19 protein-coding genes are annotated in these 18636 nt (G+C 55.5%); 14 read left to right on the top strand and 5 right to left on the bottom strand.

The annotated features are described in order from the left end of the window. Positions 1–86: 86 nt before the first annotated feature. The 11 genes from skp to tilS all read left to right on the top strand — a co-directional run bounded on the left by skp (position 87) and on the right by tilS (position 13233). Positions 87–581: a molecular chaperone Skp gene (skp, locus tag DVA44_RS19745; protein ID WP_103178340.1), complete on the top strand. Its 495-nt coding sequence runs from the start codon at positions 87–89 to the stop codon at positions 579–581. Positions 582–584: 3 nt separating this feature from the next. Continuing rightward, positions 585–1610 (top strand): UDP-3-O-(3-hydroxymyristoyl)glucosamine N-acyltransferase, encoded by a 1026-nt coding sequence (lpxD, locus tag DVA44_RS19740; RefSeq protein ID WP_103823301.1) that lies wholly within the window; start codon positions 585–587, stop codon positions 1608–1610. Positions 1611–1712: 102 nt separating this feature from the next. Continuing rightward, on the top strand, positions 1713–2168 hold the full coding sequence (gene fabZ, locus DVA44_RS19735; protein WP_007373234.1) for a 3-hydroxyacyl-ACP dehydratase FabZ: 456 nt from the start codon (positions 1713–1715) through the stop codon (positions 2166–2168). Positions 2169–2171: 3 nt separating this feature from the next. After that, on the top strand, positions 2172–2960 hold the full coding sequence (gene lpxA / locus DVA44_RS19730) for an acyl-ACP--UDP-N-acetylglucosamine O-acyltransferase (protein ID WP_114387908.1): 789 nt from the start codon (positions 2172–2174) through the stop codon (positions 2958–2960). Then, positions 2960–4108 (top strand): lipid-A-disaccharide synthase, encoded by a 1149-nt coding sequence (gene lpxB / locus DVA44_RS19725; protein ID WP_114387907.1) that lies wholly within the window; start codon positions 2960–2962, stop codon positions 4106–4108. Before lpxA ends, lpxB begins: the two co-directional genes overlap by 1 nt. Continuing rightward, positions 4105–4701 (top strand): ribonuclease HII, encoded by a 597-nt coding sequence (gene rnhB, locus DVA44_RS19720; protein ID WP_114387906.1) that lies wholly within the window; start codon positions 4105–4107, stop codon positions 4699–4701. Before lpxB ends, rnhB begins: the two co-directional genes overlap by 4 nt. Positions 4702–4735: 34 nt before the next feature. After that, entirely contained in the window at positions 4736–8218 is a 3483-nt protein-coding gene (dnaE, locus tag DVA44_RS19715; protein WP_103178345.1) for a DNA polymerase III subunit alpha, read from the top strand. 12 nt (positions 8219–8230) lie between these two features. After that, positions 8231–9190 (top strand): acetyl-CoA carboxylase carboxyl transferase subunit alpha, encoded by a 960-nt coding sequence (gene accA, locus DVA44_RS19710; protein WP_103178346.1) that lies wholly within the window; start codon positions 8231–8233, stop codon positions 9188–9190. A 100-nt stretch (positions 9191–9290) separates the two neighbouring features. Continuing rightward, a complete protein-coding gene (locus tag DVA44_RS19705; protein WP_114387905.1) occupies positions 9291–11429 on the top strand; it encodes a lysine decarboxylase LdcC in 2139 nt (712 codons plus the stop codon). Positions 11430–11488: 59 nt separating this feature from the next. After that, a complete protein-coding gene (locus DVA44_RS19700) occupies positions 11489–11878 on the top strand; it encodes a VOC family protein (RefSeq protein ID WP_103178348.1) in 390 nt (129 codons plus the stop codon). Positions 11879–11940: 62 nt separating this feature from the next. After that, positions 11941–13233 (top strand): tRNA lysidine(34) synthetase TilS, encoded by a 1293-nt coding sequence (tilS, locus tag DVA44_RS19695; RefSeq protein ID WP_114387904.1) that lies wholly within the window; start codon positions 11941–11943, stop codon positions 13231–13233. A 28-nt stretch (positions 13234–13261) separates the two neighbouring features. On the opposite strand, the gene rof is transcribed toward tilS, so the two are convergent. Continuing rightward, positions 13262–13522, bottom strand: coding sequence for a Rho-binding antiterminator (gene rof / locus DVA44_RS19690; RefSeq protein WP_114387903.1), 261 nt, complete (start codon positions 13520–13522; stop codon positions 13262–13264). Then, the gene (locus tag DVA44_RS19685; protein ID WP_103823307.1) at positions 13509–13709 is read right to left on the bottom strand and encodes a YaeP family protein; all 201 of its coding nucleotides are present in this window, start codon (positions 13707–13709) and stop codon (positions 13509–13511) included. Before DVA44_RS19685 ends, rof begins: the two co-directional genes overlap by 14 nt. 198 nt (positions 13710–13907) lie before the next feature. On the opposite strand from DVA44_RS19685, the gene DVA44_RS19680 reads away from it, so the two are divergent. Genes DVA44_RS19680 through nlpE form a run of 3 tightly spaced genes read left to right on the top strand, consistent with a single transcriptional unit; the run spans position 13908 to position 15605 of the window. After that, complete coding sequence (locus tag DVA44_RS19680; RefSeq protein ID WP_103178352.1) at positions 13908–14453, top strand: YaeQ family protein; 546 nt, start codon at positions 13908–13910, stop codon at positions 14451–14453. After that, positions 14450–14872, top strand: a complete 423-nt coding sequence (gene arfB / locus DVA44_RS19675) for an alternative ribosome rescue aminoacyl-tRNA hydrolase ArfB (RefSeq protein WP_114387902.1) — start codon at positions 14450–14452, stop codon at positions 14870–14872. The genes DVA44_RS19680 and arfB overlap by 4 nt, the downstream gene beginning before the upstream one ends. 34 nt (positions 14873–14906) lie before the next feature. Next, the gene (gene nlpE / locus DVA44_RS19670; protein ID WP_114387901.1) at positions 14907–15605 is read left to right on the top strand and encodes an envelope stress response activation lipoprotein NlpE; all 699 of its coding nucleotides are present in this window, start codon (positions 14907–14909) and stop codon (positions 15603–15605) included. Positions 15606–15646: 41 nt separating this feature from the next. Here the strand turns inward: nlpE and proS are convergent, their stop codons facing one another. The 3 genes from proS to rcsF form a co-directional block, all read right to left on the bottom strand. Then, positions 15647–17365 carry a proline--tRNA ligase gene (proS, locus tag DVA44_RS19665; protein ID WP_114315848.1) on the bottom strand — a complete coding sequence of 573 codons (1719 nt, stop codon included), beginning with the start codon at positions 17363–17365 and terminating at the stop codon, positions 15647–15649. 111 nt (positions 17366–17476) lie between these two features. Next, a complete protein-coding gene (gene tsaA / locus DVA44_RS19660; RefSeq protein WP_114387900.1) occupies positions 17477–18184 on the bottom strand; it encodes a tRNA (N6-threonylcarbamoyladenosine(37)-N6)-methyltransferase TrmO in 708 nt (235 codons plus the stop codon). Then, positions 18181–18585 (bottom strand): Rcs stress response system protein RcsF, encoded by a 405-nt coding sequence (gene rcsF / locus DVA44_RS19655; RefSeq protein WP_103178358.1) that lies wholly within the window; start codon positions 18583–18585, stop codon positions 18181–18183. The genes tsaA and rcsF overlap by 4 nt, the downstream gene beginning before the upstream one ends. Between the last annotated feature and the right edge of the window lie 51 nt (positions 18586–18636).

The raw sequence follows: 18636 nt of genomic DNA, 5'->3' as shown, positions 1-18636 counted from the left end.
AGCGCTGACAACTGGCGATCGCAGGATCGCCTTGCCACGCAAAGAACGGTACCTTCGGGTGCCAATGGGATGGTAAGGAGTTAATTGTGAAAAAGTGGTTATTAGCTGCAGGTCTCGGTTTAGCGATGGCAACTTCTGCTCAGGCAGCGGACAAAATTGCAATCGTCAATATGGGTAACTTGTTCCAGCAGGTTGCGCAGAAAACAGGTGTTTCTGCCAAGCTGGAGAGCGAGTTCAAAGGCCGTGCAAGCGAACTGCAGGGTATGGAAAACGATCTGCAATCCAAAATGCAGCGTCTGCAGCGCGATGGTTCTACCATGAAAGCGAGCGAACGTAGCAAACTGGAAAAAGACGTAATGGCTCAGCGTCAGACTTTCTCTCAGAAAGCGCAAGCTTTTGAGCAGGATCGTCAACGTCGTTCTAACGAAGAGCGCGGCAAGCTGGTTACCCGTATCCAGTCCGCTGTGAAAGCTGTAGCTGCCGATCAGAGCATCGATCTGGTTGTTGATGCCAACGCCGTTGCATTCAACAGCAGCGATGTTAAAGACATCACCGCTGATGTCCTGAAACAGGTTAAATAAGTAATGCCTTCAATTCGACTCGCTGATTTAGCTCAGCAGTTGGATGCAGAATTACACGGTGATGGCGATATCGTCATCACCGCTGTTGCGTCCATGCAATCTGCTAAAGCAGGCAATATCACCTTCATGGTAAGCCCTAAGTACCGTGAACATCTGGCGCTTTGCCAGGCGTCTGCTGTCGTCATGACGCAGGACGATTTGCCGTTTGCCGCAGGTGCTGCGCTGGTAGTAAAGAACCCCTACCTGACGTATGCCCGTATGGCACAAATTCTGGATACCACGCCGCAGCCGGCGCAAAACATCGCACCCAGTGCGGTGATTGACCCGACGGCGCAGCTGGGTAACAACGTATCAATTGGTGCAAATGCGGTTATCGAATCAGACGTCGTGCTGGGCGATAACGTGGTCATCGGTGCCGGTTGCTTCGTCGGTAAAAAAACAAAAATTGGTGCAGGCTCTCGCCTGTGGGCCAATGTCTCTGTTTATCATGAGATCGAAATTGGCGAAAACTGCCTGATCCAGTCCAGTACCGTTATCGGTTCGGATGGTTTCGGTTATGCCAACGATCGTGGTAACTGGGTTAAGATCCCGCAGCTTGGCCGGGTGATCATCGGCGATCGCGTCGAAATCGGTGCATGCACGACTATTGACCGTGGTGCGCTTGATGACACGATCATCGGTAATGGTGTTATCATCGATAACCAGTGCCAGATTGCACATAACGTTGTGATTGGCGACAATACTGCGGTTGCCGGTGGCGTTATTATGGCGGGCAGCCTGAAGATTGGCCGTTACTGTATGATTGGCGGCGCCAGCGTCATTAACGGGCATATGGAAATATGCGATAAGGTTACGGTTACCGGTATGGGCATGGTTATGCGTCCAATCACCGAACCGGGCGTCTACTCTTCAGGCATTCCGTTGCAGCCTAACAAGGTGTGGCGTAAGACTGCAGCCCTGGTGATGAATATTGATGATATGAGCAAGCGCCTCAAGGCCATTGAGCGCAAAATCGATCAACAAGACTAAGCGTTCACCCGTTTAACGCACACTTCCCGGCCTGTCGGCTTTCTTATAAACCGGCAGGCCGTGTTATTATTGCCATTCAGATATTTTGACAGGAAGAGTATTTTGACTACTGACACTCATACTCTGCATATTGAAGAGATTTTAGAACTTCTGCCGCACCGCTACCCGTTTTTGCTGGTAGACCGTGTGCTGGATTTTGAAGAAGGTCGTTTTCTGCGCGCAGTGAAAAATGTTTCTGTAAACGAGCCATTCTTCCAGGGGCATTTCCCTGGGAAGCCTATCTTCCCGGGCGTATTGATCCTGGAAGCGATGGCTCAGGCTACCGGTATTCTGGCGTTTAAAAGCGTTGGGAAACTGGAGCCAGGTGAGCTCTATTACTTCGCAGGTATCGACGAAGCGCGCTTCAAGCGCCCGGTTGTGCCTGGTGATCAGATGATCATGGAAGTGACTTTTGAAAAAACGCGTCGCGGCCTGACTCGCTTCAAAGGCGTAGCTCTGGTTGACGGCAAGGTTGTTTGCGAAGCTACCATGATGTGTGCGCGTAGCCGGGAGGCCTGATACGTGATTGATAAAACCGCCTTTATTCATCCAACCGCCATTGTGGAAGAGGGTGCCGTTATCGGTGCTAACGTCCACATTGGTCCATTCTGTATTGTTGGACCCCATGTCGAAATTGGTGAGGGTACCGTACTGAAATCTCACGTCGTTGTGAATGGTCATACGACTATTGGCCGCGACAACGTGATCTATCAGTTCGCCTCCATCGGTGAAGTTAACCAGGATCTGAAATATGCTGGCGAACCAACCCGTGTGGAAATTGGCGATCGTAACCGCATTCGCGAAAGCGTCACCATTCATCGTGGCACAGTACAGGGCGGTGAGTTGACGAAGGTGGGCAGCGATAACCTGTTTATGGTCAACGCGCATATCGCGCATGACTGTACCGTGGGTGACCGCTGCATTCTCGCCAACAACGCAACGCTGGCGGGACACGTATCAGTTGATGATTTTGCAATCATTGGCGGCATGACCGCTGTCCATCAGTTCTGCATCATCGGTGCGCACGTGATGGTTGGCGGCTGCTCCGGCGTGGCGCAGGACGTTCCGCCGTATGTGATTGCGCAGGGTAACCATGCGACGCCGTTTGGCGTCAACATCGAAGGCCTTAAGCGTCGCGGCTTCAGCCGTGAAGCGATTATGGCTATCCGCAATGCTTATAAGCAGCTGTACCGTAACGGTAAAACACTGGAAGAGGCTAAGCCGGAAATTGCCGAACTGGCGAAGCAGCATCCTGAGGTGAGCGCGTTTGTGGAGTTCTTCGCACGCTCAACCCGTGGTCTGATTCGTTAATGGTCGATAGTCGCCCGCTGACGATCGCCCTCGTCGCCGGAGAAACCTCCGGCGATATTCTTGGTGCTGGTCTGATTCGAGCGCTCAAAGCGCGCGTTCCCAACGCGCGCTTTGTCGGCGTGGCTGGCCCATTGATGCAGGCTGAAGGCTGCGAAGCCTGGTACGAAATGGAAGAGCTGGCGGTGATGGGCATCGTCGAGGTACTGGGTCGCCTGCGCCGGTTGCTGCATATTCGCGCCGATCTGACGCGTCGTTTTACCGAACTTAAGCCCGATGTGTTCGTGGGCATTGATGCGCCTGACTTCAACATTACCCTTGAAGGTAATCTGAAAAAACAGGGGATCAAAACTATCCATTACGTCAGTCCGTCCGTGTGGGCGTGGCGACAGAAACGCGTTTTCAAAATAGGCAGATCGACGAATCTGGTATTGGCCTTCCTGCCTTTCGAAAAAGCGTTTTACGATAAATTCAACGTTCCGTGCCGCTTTATCGGCCATACCATGGCCGACGCCATGCCGCTGGATCCCGATAAAAATGGTGCACGTGACCTGCTGGGTATTTCACATGATGCCCACTGCCTGGCGCTGTTGCCAGGGAGCCGCGGCGCAGAAGTCGAAATGCTCAGCGCTGATTTTCTGAAAACTGCGCAAATTCTGCGTCAGACTTACCCTGACCTGGAAGTGGTCGTGCCGCTGGTGAATGCCAAACGCCGAGAGCAGTTCGAGCGTATTAAGGCGGAAGTCGCCCCCGATCTGCATGTCCATCTGCTGGATGGCAAAGGCCGTGAGGCGATGGTCGCCAGCGATGCCGCGTTGCTGGCATCAGGTACCGCTGCGCTGGAGTGCATGCTGGCGAAATGCCCAATGGTGGTGGGTTATCGTATGAAGCCGTTCACCTTCTGGCTGGCGAAACGGCTGGTGAAAACGGATTACGTCTCCCTGCCGAACCTGCTTGCCCGACGCGAGCTGGTGAAAGAGTTGCTGCAGGATGAGTGTCAGCCGCAGGCATTAGCCGCTGCGCTGCTGCCGCTGCTGGCTAACGGCAAAACCAGCCATGAAATGCATGACACCTTCCGGGAACTGCATCAGCAAATCCGCTGTAATGCCGATGAGCAGGCAGCTGACGCGGTGCTGGAGTTAGCTCAATGATAGAATTTGTTTACCCTCACGCCCATCTGGTGGCGGGAGTGGATGAAGTAGGGCGTGGGCCGCTGGTGGGCGCTGTTGTCACTGCCGCGGTGATCCTCGATCCTGCTCGTCCGATTATCGGTCTGAATGACTCGAAGAAATTATCCGAGAAGCGCCGCCTGGCGCTGTACGATGAAATTAAAGAGAAAGCGCTGGCCTGGAGTGTCGGGCGGGCGGAACCGCATGAGATCGACGAGCTGAATATTCTGCATGCCACCATGCTGGCGATGCAGCGTGCCGTCGCCGGGCTGAGCGTGGTGCCAGAGTATGTGCTGATCGACGGTAATCGTTGTCCGGCGCTGCCCATGCCGTCGCTGGCGGTGGTAAAAGGTGACAGCCGGGTGGCGGAAATTAGCGCCGCTTCGATCATTGCTAAAGTCACGCGCGATGCTGAAATGGCCGCGCTGGATCTCACATTTCCCCAGTATGGTTTTGCCCAGCATAAGGGGTATCCTACCGCTTTCCATCTGGAAAGACTGGCTGAACACGGCGCAACTGAACATCATCGCCGCAGTTTTGGACCGGTGAAACGCGCACTGGGACTGATGTCCTGAATCAAGACGCCAATAAGTAACGCGGAATCTGAAGATGGCTGAACCACGTTTCGTACACCTGCGGGTGCACAGCGACTATTCCATGATTGATGGGCTGGCGAAGACCGGGCCGCTGGTGAAAAAGGCGGCCTCGCTTGGCATGCCTGCGCTGGCGATCACCGACTTCACCAACCTGTGCGGTCTGGTGAAGTTCTACGGAACGGCGCACGGTGCCGGGATGAAGCCGGTAATTGGTGCTGATTTTCACGTACAGAGCGAGCTCCTCGCCGATGAAATGACGCAAATTACCGTCCTGGCGCTGAACAATACCGGCTATCAGAACCTGACGCTGTTGATCTCCCGTGCCTATCAGCGCGGCTACGGCCCGCAGGGTCCGTGGATCGATCGCGCATGGCTGGCGGAGCTGAATGAGGGGCTGCTGCTGATCTCCGGCGGGCGTATGGGCGACGTAGGCCGTTGCCTGCTGCGCGGCAACACCGCCCTGGTGGAGCAGTGCGTCGATTTTTATAAAGAGTATTTCCCGGATCGCTTCTACCTGGAGTTGATCCGCACCGGTCGTCCTGATGAAGAGAGCTATCTGCACGCCGCGGTCGCCCTGGCGGAAGAGCAGGGCCTGCCGGTGGTTGCCACCAACGATGTGCGCTTCATCAACGCCGACGATTTTGACGCCCATGAAATTCGCGTTGCCATTCACGATGGTTTTACTCTCGACGATCCCAAACGCCCGCGCAACTATTCGCCGCAGCAGTACATGCGCAGCGAAGAGGAGATGTGCGAGCTGTTTTCCGATATCCCGGAAGCGCTGGAGAATAGCGTAGAGATCGCCAAGCGCTGTAACGTCACCGTCCGTTTGGGTGAATATTTCCTGCCGCAGTTCCCGACCGGCGACATGACCACCGAAGACTTCCTGGTCATGAAATCGAAAGAAGGTCTGGAAGAACGACTTGAGTTTCTCTTCCCGGATCCGGCCGTTCGCGCCGAGAAACGTCCGGAGTATGACGAGCGTCTGGACGTTGAGCTCCAGGTGATTAACCAGATGGGGTTCCCCGGCTACTTCCTGATCGTTATGGAGTTTATCCAGTGGTCGAAAGACAACGGCGTACCGGTAGGGCCGGGCCGTGGTTCGGGTGCCGGATCGCTGGTGGCCTATGCGCTGAAAATTACCGATCTCGATCCGCTGGAATTTGACCTGCTGTTCGAACGCTTCCTTAACCCGGAACGTGTCTCGATGCCCGACTTTGACGTCGATTTCTGCATGGAGAAACGCGACCAGGTCATTGAACACGTGGCAGACATGTACGGTCGTGACGCGGTATCGCAGATCATTACCTTCGGTACCATGGCGGCAAAAGCCGTTATCCGCGACGTGGGCCGCGTGCTGGGGCATCCGTACGGCTTTGTTGACCGTATCTCGAAGCTGGTGCCGCCTGACCCGGGCATGACCCTGGCGAAAGCGTTCGAAGCGGAGCCGCAGCTGCCGGAAATCTATGAGGCGGATGAAGAGGTTAAAGCGCTGATCGACATGGCGCGTAAGCTGGAAGGGGTCACCCGAAACGCCGGTAAACACGCCGGTGGGGTGGTCATTGCCCCGACCAAAATTACCGACTTTGCGCCGCTCTACTGCGATGAATCGGGCCTGCATCCGGTCACCCAGTTTGACAAGAATGACGTGGAATATGCCGGGCTGGTGAAGTTTGACTTCCTCGGCTTGCGTACGCTTACCATCATCGACTGGGCGTTGAAGATGATCAACCCGCGCCGGGCCAAGCAGGGCCTGGAGCCGATTGATATCGCCGCGATCCCGCTCGATGACAAGAAAAGTTTCGACATGCTGCAACGCTCGGAGACCACAGCGGTCTTCCAGCTTGAATCCCGCGGCATGAAGGATCTGATCAAACGTCTACAGCCTGACTGCTTCGAAGATATGATCGCGCTGGTGGCGCTGTTCCGTCCGGGGCCGCTGCAGTCCGGGATGGTAGATAACTTTATCGACCGTAAGCATGGCCGCGAGGAGCTCTCCTATCCGGATGTACAGTGGCAGCATGAAAGCCTGAAGCCGGTGCTGGAGCCAACCTACGGCATCATCCTGTATCAGGAACAGGTCATGCAGATCGCCCAGGTGCTCTCCGGCTACACCCTCGGCGGCGCGGATATGCTGCGTCGTGCGATGGGTAAGAAAAAGCCGGAAGAGATGGCCAAGCAGCGCTCTATATTTGAAGATGGGGCGAAGAAAAACGGCATCGACGGCGAACTGGCGATGAAGATCTTCGATCTGGTAGAGAAATTTGCCGGATACGGATTTAACAAATCGCACTCTGCGGCCTACGCGCTGGTCTCCTATCAGACGCTGTGGCTGAAGGCGCACTACCCGGCCGAGTTTATGGCCGCGGTAATGACCGCCGATATGGACAACACCGAGAAGGTAGTCGGGCTGGTGGATGAGTGCTGGCGCATGGGGCTGAAAATCCTGCCGCCTGACATCAACTCCGGTCAGTACCACTTCCACGTCAATGACGACGGGGAGATTGTCTACGGCATCGGCGCGATCAAAGGAGTGGGTGAAGGCCCGATCGAAGCGATCATCGAAGCTCGTAACCAGGGCGGCTACTTCCGCGAGCTGTTTGACCTGTGCGCGCGCACCGATATTAAAAAGCTCAACCGCCGGGTGCTGGAAAAGCTGATTATGTCCGGGGCGTTCGATCGTCTCGGGCCGCATCGCGCGGCGCTGATGAACTCGCTGGGTGACGCCCTGAAGGCCGCCGACCAGCACTCAAAAGCCGAGGCCATTGGGCAGGCGGATATGTTCGGCGTACTGGCAGAAGAGCCGGAGCAGATTGAACAATCCTATGCCAGCTGTCAGCCGTGGCCGGAACAGACCGTGCTGGATGGTGAGCGCGAGACGTTAGGCCTGTACCTGACCGGGCATCCAATCAATCAGTATATTAAAGAAATTGAGCGCTATGTCGGAGGCTACCGGCTGAAAGACATGCATCCGACAGAACGTGGTAAGATTACTACGGCTGCGGGGCTCGTCATTGCTGCGAGGGTTATGGTCACCAAACGCGGCAATCGTATCGGCATCTGTACGCTGGATGACCGTTCCGGGCGGCTGGAGGTGATGTTATTCACCGACGCGCTGGATAAATACCAGCAGCTGCTGGAAAAAGACCGCATACTTATCGTCAGCGGACAGGTCAGCTTTGATGACTTCAGCGGGGGACTTAAAATGACCGCCCGCGAAGTGATGGACATTGACGAAGCCCGGGAAAAATATGCTCGCGGGCTTGCTATCTCGCTGACGGACAGGCAAATTGATGACCAGCTTTTAAACCGACTCCGTCAGTCTCTGGAACCCCACCGCTCGGGGACCATTCCAGTACATCTCTACTATCAGAGGGCGGATGCGCGTGCACGGTTGCGCTTTGGTGCGTCGTGGCGTGTCTCTCCGAGCGATCGTTTACTCAACGATCTACGTGGCCTCATTGGTTCGGAGCAGGTGGAACTGGAGTTTGACTAATACAGGAATACTATGAGTCTGAATTTCCTTGATTTCGAACAGCCGATTGCAGAGCTGGAAGCGAAAATCGATTCTCTGACTGCCGTGGGCCGTCAGGATGAAAAACTGGATATTAACATCGACGAAGAAGTGCATCGTCTGCGTGAAAAAAGCGTAGAACTGACGCGTAAAATCTTTGCCGATCTCGGCGCATGGCAGGTTGCTCAACTGGCTCGCCATCCTCAGCGTCCGTACACCCTGGATTATGTCCGCCTGGCGTTTGATGAATTCGACGAACTGGCTGGTGACCGTGCATACGCTGACGATAAAGCTATCGTTGGCGGGATTGCGCGTCTTGACGGCCGTCCGGTGATGATTATTGGCCACCAGAAAGGGCGCGAAACCAAAGAAAAAATTCGCCGCAACTTCGGGATGCCAGCACCTGAAGGTTATCGTAAAGCCCTACGTCTGATGGAGATGGCCGAGCGTTTTAACATGCCGATCATCACCTTCATCGACACCCCGGGAGCCTATCCTGGTGTGGGCGCGGAAGAGCGTGGTCAGTCTGAAGCGATTGCCCGTAACCTGCGTGAAATGTCGCGTTTAAGCGTGCCGGTTATCTGTACCGTTATCGGTGAAGGCGGATCCGGTGGCGCGCTGGCCATTGGTGTGGGCGATAAAGTGAATATGCTGCAGTACAGCACCTATTCCGTTATCTCCCCGGAGGGGTGTGCCTCCATTCTGTGGAAAAGCGCCGATAAAGCCCCGATGGCTGCGGAAGCGATGGGCATTATCGCTCCTCGCCTGAAAGAGCTGAAGCTGATCGATACCGTTATCCCGGAACCGCTGGGTGGCGCGCATCGTAAGCCAGAAGTGATGGCCGCCTCCCTGAAGGCGCAGCTGCTGGCTGACCTCGCTGATCTCGACGTGCTGAGCAAAGAAGATCTGCTGAACCGTCGTTACCAGCGTCTGATGAGCTACGGCTACGCGTAAGCTACGCAATAATCTTAAAAGCCGCACCCTGTTGCGGCTTTTTTTATGTCCAGGGTTTACCTCAACTATGCTTAGCTAATGTTTTTTAAGGAGGTAAACCGTGAACATCATTGCCATTATGGGGCCGCACGGCGTCTTTTATAAAGACGAACCCATCAAGGAGCTGGAGCAGGCGCTGGCATCGCGCGGGTTTCAACTTATCTGGCCGCAGAACAGCGCCGATCTACTGAAGTTTATTGAACATAACCCCCGTATCTGCGGCGTCATTTTCGACTGGGACGAGTACGATATGGAGTTGTGCAGCGACATCAACCAACTCAACGAATACCTGCCGCTTTACGCCTTTATCAATACTCACTCCACGATGGATATTAGCGCTCAGGATATGCGCATGGCACTGTGGTTCTTCGAGTACTCACTGGGCGTGGCCGAGGATATTGCGACCCGCATTCAGCAATATACCGGCGAGTACCTCGATACCATTACCCCGCCGTTTACTCGCGCCCTTTTCACCTACGTAAAAGAGGGGAAGTACACCTTCTGTACCCCCGGTCATATGGCGGGAACCGCGTATCAGAAAAGCCCGGTGGGCTGTCTGTTCTATGACTTCTTTGGCGGGAACACGCTGAAGGCAGATGTGTCGATCTCGGTGACGGAGCTGGGATCGCTGCTGGATCATACCGGCCCGCATCTCGAAGCCGAAGAGTATATCGCTCGCACTTTTGGTGCCGAGCAGAGCTATATGGTGACCAACGGTACCTCGACGTCGAACAAGATCGTTGGCATGTACGCCGCGCCGGGCGGCAGCACTTTACTGATCGACCGCAACTGCCATAAATCTCTGGCGCACCTGCTGATGATGAGTGACGTGGTGCCGCTCTGGCTGTCGCCGACCCGCAATGCGCTGGGCATTCTGGGCGGGATCCCGCGCCGGGAATTTTCTCATGCAGCAATAGAGCGCAAAGTGGCTGCCGTGCCGGGCGCAAGCTGGCCGGTTCACGCGGTGATCACCAATTCCACCTACGACGGCCTGCTGTACAACACCAACTGGGTGAAACAGACTCTCGATGTGCCTTCCATCCATTTTGATTCTGCCTGGGTCCCCTATACCAATTTCCATCCGATCTATGCCGGAAAGAGCGGGATGAGCGGTGAACGTCTGCCGGGTAAAGTGTTCTTCGAAACCCAGTCCACGCACAAAATGTTGGCTGCGTTTTCTCAGGCCTCGCTGATCCACATTAAGGGCGAGTACGATGAAGATACCTTCAACGAAGCCTTTATGATGCACACCACCACCTCGCCCAGCTATCCGCTGGTGGCCTCGATTGAAACTGCGGCGGCGATGCTGCGCGGTAATCCCGGTAAGCGCCTGATCAACCGCTCCGTTGAGCGCGCCCTGCATTTTCGCAAAGAGGTTCAGCGCCTTAAAGATGAAGCCGACGGCTGGTTCTTCGATATCTGGCAGCCGGACGATATCGACGAAGCTGAATGCTGGCCGGTGGCGCCGGGCGAGAGCTGGCATGGTTTCCGCGATGCCGATGAGGATCATATGTTCCTCGATCCGGTCAAAGTCACCATTCTCACGCCGGGTATGGACGAGCAGGGAGTAATGAGTGAAGAGGGGATCCCCGCGGCGCTGGTGGCGAAATTCCTTGATGAGCGCGGCGTGGTGGTTGAAAAAACCGGGCCGTACAATCTGCTTTTCCTGTTCAGTATCGGTATCGACAAAACCCGGGCGATGGGTTTGCTGCGCGGATTGATGGAGTTTAAGCGCGCCTACGATCTGAATTTGCGGGTCAAGAACATGCTGCCGGATCTCTATGCCGAAGATCCCGATTTCTACCGCAACATGCGTATTCAGGATCTGGCTAAAGGCATTCACAAGCTCATTCGTCAGCACGACTTGCCGCGACTGATGCTGCAGGCGTTTGATGTCCTGCCAGAAATGAAGCTCACCCCGCATCACGCCTGGCAGCGTCAGGTGAAGGGAGAGGTAGAGACGGTCGATCTGGAGGATCTGGTTGGCCGGGTGTCAGCCAATATGATCCTGCCTTATCCTCCTGGTGTGCCGCTGCTTATGCCCGGCGAGATGATCACCGAGAAGAGCAGGGCGGTTCTCGATTTCCTGTTAATGCTCTGCTCGATTGGCCGCCACTATCCCGGATTTGAAACCGACATCCACGGTGCCAAACGGGATGAAAACGGCATCTACCGGGTACGGGTCTTAAAAGCGTCATGACCCCTTGCACGGCAAGGGGGTTCGGATATAACGTTCAGGCACACCAATAAGGAGAGGCTATGCTGGGTTTAAAGCAGGTTCATCACATTGCAATCATTGCCACCGACTATGCCGCCAGTAAGGCGTTTTACTGCGATACGCTGGGTTTTACCCTGCAAAGTGAGTTTTATCGCGAAGAGCGTGATTCCTGGAAAGGCGACCTGGCGCTGAATGGTCAGTATGTCATTGAGCTCTTTTCGTTCCCCTTCCCGCCGGCGCGTCCGTCCCGGCCCGAAGCCTGCGGTTTACGTCATCTGGCGTTCAGTGTGGATGACATTGACCAGGCGGTAGAGCATCTTGAATCCCACGGTGTTAAGTGCGAAGCCATCCGTATCGATCCCTTCACCGGAAAGCGCTTCACCTTTTTCAACGATCCTGATGGCCTGCCGCTGGAGCTCTACCAGCAGTAACGCTTGCCTCGCCAGGGAATGCCCGGTAACGTGCCGGGCACCTTTCTGCATAAATGACGACGATGATCACAGCCGACCTTCAGCAAGCTCTTCATCCGTACCGCCGACTGCTGGTGGGCTTTAGCGGTGGCCTGGATTCCACGGTATTGCTACATCAGCTTATGCTGTGGCGGGAACAGGAGCCTGACCTCGAACTGCGTGCTATCCATATTCACCACGGCCTGAGCCCCCACGCCGACAGCTGGGTCGCCCATTGCCAACACCTGTGCCAGCAGTGGAGTATCCCGTTGATCGTGGCGCGGGTAACGCTGGCGGAGGAGGGGCTGGGGCTGGAGGCGCAGGCGCGTAAAGCGCGTTATGCCGCCTTTCGCGATGCCCTGTTGCCGGATGAAGCGCTGGTCACGGCGCAACATCTGGACGATCAGTGTGAAACCTTTCTGCTGGCGCTAAAGCGCGGCAGCGGCCCGGCAGGGCTGTCGGCCATGCCCGCACGGGCGCGTTTTGCCGGTACTGAACAAATTCGTCCCCTTCTTGGTGAAACGCGAGACTCGCTACTGGCCTGGGCCCAGCGTTGGGATCTGCGCTGGATTGAGGATGAAAGTAACCAGGACGACAGCTATGACCGCAATTTTTTGCGTCTGCGCGTCCTGCCGCTGCTGGCAGAGCGCTGGCCGCATTTTGCTCAGGCCACCTCCCGCAGCGCCACGCTGTGCGCGGAGCAGGAGCACCTGTTGGATGAACTGCTGGCAAACGAGCTTTCAACCTTAGTGTCTACGGACGGGGCGCTGGCTATCGCGCCACTGCAGGCGATGAGTGCGGTACGCCGGGCCGCGTTGCTGCGCCGATGGCTGGCGCTGCACGGGGCGTTAATGCCGTCACGCGCCATGCTTAATCGCATCTGGGATGAAGTGGTGCTGGCCCGGGAAGATGCGGCACCGCGGCTGCGTTCCGGCGAAGGGGAGATCCGTCGCTTTCGCGGTCAGCTGTGGTGGGTGAAAGTTCACGCCTCGCTGGCCGATCGGGTTATCGACTGGTCGTTGCTGGATCGTCCCCTCTCTCTGCCCGAAGGGCTGGGTACGCTTCATCTCAAGACGGGGGGCGCTCTTCGGCTGCCGCGGGCAGATGAGCCCGTAACGGTGCGCTTTCGCGCCAGCGGTACGCTGCACATTGTCGGGCGAAACGGCGGACGTAAGATCAAAAAAATCTGGCAGGAACTTAACGTTGCCCCCTGGCGTCGGGACAGCACGCCGCTTCTATTCTACGGAGAAACGTTGGTGGCAGCGGCGGGGGTGTTTGTAACGCATGAAGGGGCGGCTGAAGCGGATCGGGGCGTAGAGCTGGAGTGGAAAACGTAACGGGCAGCAGGCTGCCCGTTACACGGGATCAGGACTCGCTCACCACAACGGTGCCGATTTCGGGATGACTGAAGCTGGCTATTTTATCGAGACGCAGTTCGCGCGTTGCGCCGCCTTCTTCCACAACCAGATACTCCACGTTCTTACGGGAAACCAGATCGTTCGCCTTGGCCTTCAGCACTTCGCCATCTTTTAACGCCAGCGTAAGAAGCAGGTGATGCTGGCAGGCGAGTTCGAGATTGTCGTAGTCATCGCAGTTAATAGGTTGATAGGTATCATTCATTGACATAATCGCTCACCAGTAAATTCGCAGCAGCATATGCTGCTTTTTCTCTGACCGATTCTGAAAGCGTGTCATCCGACGCCATTTCATTCAGAACTTTCAATACACAGCCCAACGCATCGGGGATATACCCCAGATCGCCGCTGGCAATCTCCGCATACCGTTTGCGAATTAGCTCACAATAATTTTCCACATCCCCTCCTGCCAGCGCACTGACTTTACTGTGAGATACCATTAAGCCTACGAAGATAAACTCGGTTTAGCAAGGTGACTATACCATACTCATTTAAGCAATATCAGCAGGTTGATGTCGCAGACATTCTCAAGCCTGTAACAGCCTTTTGGCGGAGATTTCGCTACAATGCGCACCTGATTCGAAAGGAGTTCTCTCATGGCGCTTAAAGCGACAATTTACAAAGCCGCGGTCAATGTGGCGGATTTAGACCGCAATCAGTTTCTGGATGCGACCTTGACGCTGGCGCGTCATCCCTCCGAAACGCAAGAGCGCATGATGCTGCGCCTGCTGGCATGGATTAAGTACGCCAATGAACGCCTGCAATTTACCCGCGGGTTAAGTGCGGAAGACGAGCCGGAAGCCTGGCTGCTCAACGATCATCTCGGTATCGATCTCTGGATTGAGCTGGGCCTGCCGGATGAGCGTCGCATTAAGAAAGCCTGCACGCAATCTGCTGAAGTGGCGCTCTTTACCTACAACAGCCGCGCAGCGGAGATCTGGTGGCAGCAGAACAAGAATAAGTGCGCCCAGTTTGCCAACCTGTCTGTCTGGTATCTGGATGATGACCAACTGGCTAAGCTGAGCGCATTTGCCGGTCGAACCATGATTCTGCAGGCAACCATTCAGGATGGCGCCATCTGGCTGTCGGATGCTGAGAATAATCTGGAAATTCATCCGGAAGCCTGGCAGTCCCGTTCATGATCGTAGTGTCCCGAACCGTCGCCCTGCCCGATCATGAAGTGGAGATCACCGCGATCCGTGCCCAGGGAGCAGGGGGCCAGCATGTGAACAAAACCTCAACGGCTATTCATCTGCGCTTTGACATTCGGGCATCCAGCCTGCCAGAGTATTATAAAGAGCGCCTGATCGCCGCCAGCCATCATCTGATCACCTCTGACGGCATCATTATTATCAAGGCGCAGGAGTACCGCAGCCAGGAGATGAACCGGGAAGCCGCGCTTGCCCGGCTGGTGGCGGTAATACAAGAGTTAACGGCAGTGCAAAAAAGCCGGCGGGCAACCCGCCCGACACGCGCATCGAAAGAGCGCCGTCTGGCTTCTAAATCACAAAAATCGACCGTCAAAGCACTGCGTGGCAAAGTTCGAGGCCCCCAGGATTAACGGGGAGCAGGCGGGTTGAGAAAAGGAATCTGATGTGAAAACAGCAATATTTTCAGTGGTGGCTGCAGGTGCGCTGGTCATCCTGATGGGATGTCATAACCGGGCAGAAGTACAGGCGCTGGAGCCAGCCCATGAAGAGGCGCTAAAACCGATGCAGCAGAGCTGGCGGGGGATTTTACCCTGCGCCGATTGCGAAGGTATCGAAACCTCACTGTTTCTGGAAAAAGATGGCACCTGGGTAATGAATCAACATTATCAGGGGGCAAAAGCGCCTTCCTCTTTCGCCAGCTACGGCAGCTGGGCGCGAACGGCGGATAAGCTGGTGCTGACGGATACGCAGGGCGAAAAGCATTATTTCCGGGCGAAAGGCGAAGGGCTGGAGATGCTCGATCGGGAAGGAAATCCGATTGAGTCGCAGTTTAACTACACGCTGGCGCCCGTAAATGCTGCCCTGCCATCAACGCCAATGGCGATGCGCGGCATGTATTTCTATATGGCCGATGCGGCGACCTTCACCGACTGTGCCACCGGCAAAAAGGTGAGCGTGGCGAATAACGCGCAGCTGGAGCGGGATTACGCGGCGGCGCGCGGAAATGATACTAAACCGGTGCTGCTCACCGTGAACGGGCATTTTACTCTTGAGGCTAACCCGGACAGTGGTGAAAAAGTCAAAATGCTGGTACCGGACAGAGACGCCCGCTTTGAAGCGGACAAAAACTGCGGCAGCAAATAGCGACAATAAAAAACCCCGCATCAGCAGGGTTTTTTTATGGCTTACGCCTTGATGGCTTTCACCAGATAATCAAGCACGTCACCGGTTTTAATCATCTGCTTCTCACCGTTACGACGATACTTATACTCGATCTCGTCATTATCGAGGTTACGATCGCCGATCACGATGGTGTGCGGAATGCCGATCAGTTCCATATCCGCAAACATCACGCCTGGGCGCTCTTTACGATCGTCCATCAGCACTTCGATACCCTGCGCACGCAGCTCGCTGTAGAGTTTTTCCGCCAGCTCCTGCACACGGTAGGACTTATGCATGTTCATCGGCAGGATCGCCACCTGGAACGGAGCGATGTTGTCCGGCCAGACGATGCCACGCTCGTCGTAGTTCTGCTCGATAGCGGCAGCAACCACACGGGTCACCCCAATACCGTAGCAGCCCATGGTCAGGATCTGGTTACGGCCATCTTCACCCTGAACGGCGGCGTTCAGTGCGCGGGAGTATTTATCACCCAACTGGAAGATATGCCCGACTTCGATACCGCGTTTGATCATCAGGGTGCCGTTGCCGTCCGGGCTTGGATCGCCTGCCACCACGTTACGAATATCCGCCACTTCTGGCGTCGCGACGTCGCGATCCCAGTTAATGCCGAAATAGTGTTTGCCGTCGATGTTCGCGCCAGCAGAGAAGTCGCTCATCGCGGCAACCGTGCGGTCAACCACAACAGGAACAGGCATATTTACCGGACCCAGGGAACCCGGGCCAGCGTTCACGACGGCGCGGATTTCCGCTTCCGTTGCGAAGGTTAACGGGCTTGCAACCTGTGGCAGCTTCTCGGCTTTCACTTCGTTCAACTCGTGATCGCCACGGACCAGCAGAGCAACCAGCGGATAGGCGCTGCCTTCGGTAGATTTCACCAGCAGGGTTTTAACCGTTTTTTCGATCGGCAGATTAAACTGCTCAACCAACTCGGCGATGGTTTTCGCGTTTGGTGTATCAACCAGCTTCATCTCTTCGGTTGCCGCAGCACGTGGTGCTTTTGGCGCCAGCGCTTCTGCAAACTCAATGTTCGCGGCGTAATCAGAGGAGTCAGAGAAGATCACATCGTCTTCACCGCTCTGTGCCAGTACCTGGAACTCATGGGATGCGCTACCGCCGATAGAACCGGTATCAGCCTGAACGGCGCGGAAATCCAGACCCATGCGGGAGAAGATTTTGCTGTACGCTTCGTACATCTTGTCATAGGTCTCCTGCAGCGATTCCTGAGAAGTGTGGAAAGAGTAAGCATCTTTCATCAGGAATTCGCGAGAGCGCATGACGCCAAAACGTGGACGCACTTCATCACGGAATTTGGTCTGGATCTGGAAGAAGTTCAGCGGCAGCTGCTTGTATGAGCTCAGCTCGTTGCGGATCAGATCGGTAATGACCTCTTCATGCGTTGGACCGAGAACGAATGGACGATCGCCACGATCGGCAATACGCAGCAGTTCCGGACCATACTGCTCCCAGCGACCACTCTCCTGCCACAGTTCAGAGGGCTGAACTACCGGCATTAACACCTCGATAGCACCGGCGTTATTCATCTCTTCACGCACGATGTTTTCGACTTTTTTCAGGACGCGCACGCCGGTCGGCAACCAGGTGTATAACCCGGAGGCCAGCTTGCGGATCATCCCGGCGCGCAGCATCAGTTGGTGGCTGATCACCTCGGCGTCGGCAGGTGTCTCCTTCAGAGTGGAGAGCAGATATTGGCTAGTACGCATGTTGTTACGGTTCCATTTCGAAGAGTGGAACAGGCTGACCGGCAGCCTGACACAAAAAAAGTGGTTTAGTTTACCAGTGTGGCAAAGATGCCAAAAGAGAAGAGGATAAAATTACTGAGGCTCGAGGGCAAACACTTCAAAGCCGGCCGCGGTAACGCGCCAGCGAACGTTAAAATCCAGCAGCAGGACGGCGTAGGTTTTCCCGGCCTCTTCCTCTTTGCGATAGGCCGGACGGGGATCCTGGGCCAGCACGTCGATGATAAATTCCCGCAGACGAGGATAGCCCTTCTCCAGCTGGAGCAACTGGGGGGTGAGCGCATCGGTAAACCAGACCGGCGTATCTGCCTGGGGGGCCTGCTGGGCGTAGCTGGCACGCGCATCCGGCAAGGCTTCGGCAAAGGGCAGATAAGGTTTGATATCCACTACGGGCGTACCGTCCACCAGATCCAGGCTGCCAAGCTCCAGAATCACCTGATCCTTCTGGCAGCGAATGCCTTTCAGTTCGATGAGCGACATACCGACAGGGTTTGGACGAAAGGTCGAGCGCGTGGCAAACACTCCCATCCGGGCGTTACCGCCGAGACGAGGTGGGCGCACGGTAGGGCGCCAGCCGCCAGCCATGGTCTGATGAAAGATAAACAGCACCCACAGGTGGCTGAACGCTTCCAGCCCGCGCACGGCATCGGCCTGATTATAGGGCGCGAGCAAGTGAAGTTCGCCGCTACAGCTTTTCACCAGACCAGGCTGGCGTGGCACGGCAAACTTCTCTTTATAGGGTGAGCGAATAACGCCTATCTGCTCGAACTGGAATGCACTCATTTCGCCGAGACGTTAAGGGCAGAACCTACGCAAACGGCCTGACGATAGCAGCCAGGTGTGCCGCTGGTGACTTCGCAGCTGTGCAGCAGAACCGCATTGGCCTTCATTTTAGAGGCATTGATCTGCATGCGTTTACGCGCAGTAGGGATATTTGGAGGAGAATCCTGGTTGGTAGCCTGGCAAGATTCGCCGGAGACTTCACCCAGATCGCGGAACGGTTTACCCACTAAATCTTCAGCCTTGGTATAGATTCTGACCGGCGCAGGACGTGGTGCTTTTGGCTTTTCAGGCTCCACTTTCGGCGGGGTTGCTGTGCTTTTAACAGGTTCAACAGGAGATCTGCTTAGCATAGAACAACCGCTCAGCATCAGTGCTAAAAGACAGATCGGTAAAGCACGCATATTATTTCCTCAATGAATAATCAAATCGTCAGATATTGAATCAGTTGCCTG

The organism is Leclercia sp. W17 (assembly GCF_003336325.1).
Lineage (GTDB): Bacteria > Pseudomonadota > Gammaproteobacteria > Enterobacterales > Enterobacteriaceae > Enterobacter.
This window is presented reverse-complemented; position numbering and strand designations above follow the sequence as displayed.

What these genes read in the sequence shown, in the direction of transcription:
- lpxD (WP_103823301.1), top strand. Translation starts at nt 585, where the DNA reads ATGCCTTCAATTCGACTCGCTGATTTAGCTCAGCAGTTGGATGCAGAA.
- lpxB (WP_114387907.1), top strand. Translation starts at nt 2,960, where the DNA reads ATGGTCGATAGTCGCCCGCTGACGATCGCCCTCGTCGCCGGAGAAACC.
- rnhB (WP_114387906.1), top strand. Translation starts at nt 4,105, where the DNA reads ATGATAGAATTTGTTTACCCTCACGCCCATCTGGTGGCGGGAGTGGAT.
- dnaE (WP_103178345.1), top strand. Translation starts at nt 4,736, where the DNA reads ATGGCTGAACCACGTTTCGTACACCTGCGGGTGCACAGCGACTATTCC.
- accA (WP_103178346.1), top strand. Translation starts at nt 8,231, where the DNA reads ATGAGTCTGAATTTCCTTGATTTCGAACAGCCGATTGCAGAGCTGGAA.
- DVA44_RS19700 (WP_103178348.1), top strand. Translation starts at nt 11,489, where the DNA reads ATGCTGGGTTTAAAGCAGGTTCATCACATTGCAATCATTGCCACCGAC.
- tilS (WP_114387904.1), top strand. Translation starts at nt 11,941, where the DNA reads ATGATCACAGCCGACCTTCAGCAAGCTCTTCATCCGTACCGCCGACTG.
- rof (WP_114387903.1), bottom strand. Translation starts at nt 13,522, where the DNA reads ATGTCAATGAATGATACCTATCAACCTATTAACTGCGATGACTACGAC.
- DVA44_RS19680 (WP_103178352.1), top strand. Translation starts at nt 13,908, where the DNA reads ATGGCGCTTAAAGCGACAATTTACAAAGCCGCGGTCAATGTGGCGGAT.
- arfB (WP_114387902.1), top strand. Translation starts at nt 14,450, where the DNA reads ATGATCGTAGTGTCCCGAACCGTCGCCCTGCCCGATCATGAAGTGGAG.
- proS (WP_114315848.1), bottom strand. Translation starts at nt 17,365, where the DNA reads ATGCGTACTAGCCAATATCTGCTCTCCACTCTGAAGGAGACACCTGCC.
- tsaA (WP_114387900.1), bottom strand. Translation starts at nt 18,184, where the DNA reads ATGAGTGCATTCCAGTTCGAGCAGATAGGCGTTATTCGCTCACCCTAT.
- rcsF (WP_103178358.1), bottom strand. Translation starts at nt 18,585, where the DNA reads ATGCGTGCTTTACCGATCTGTCTTTTAGCACTGATGCTGAGCGGTTGT.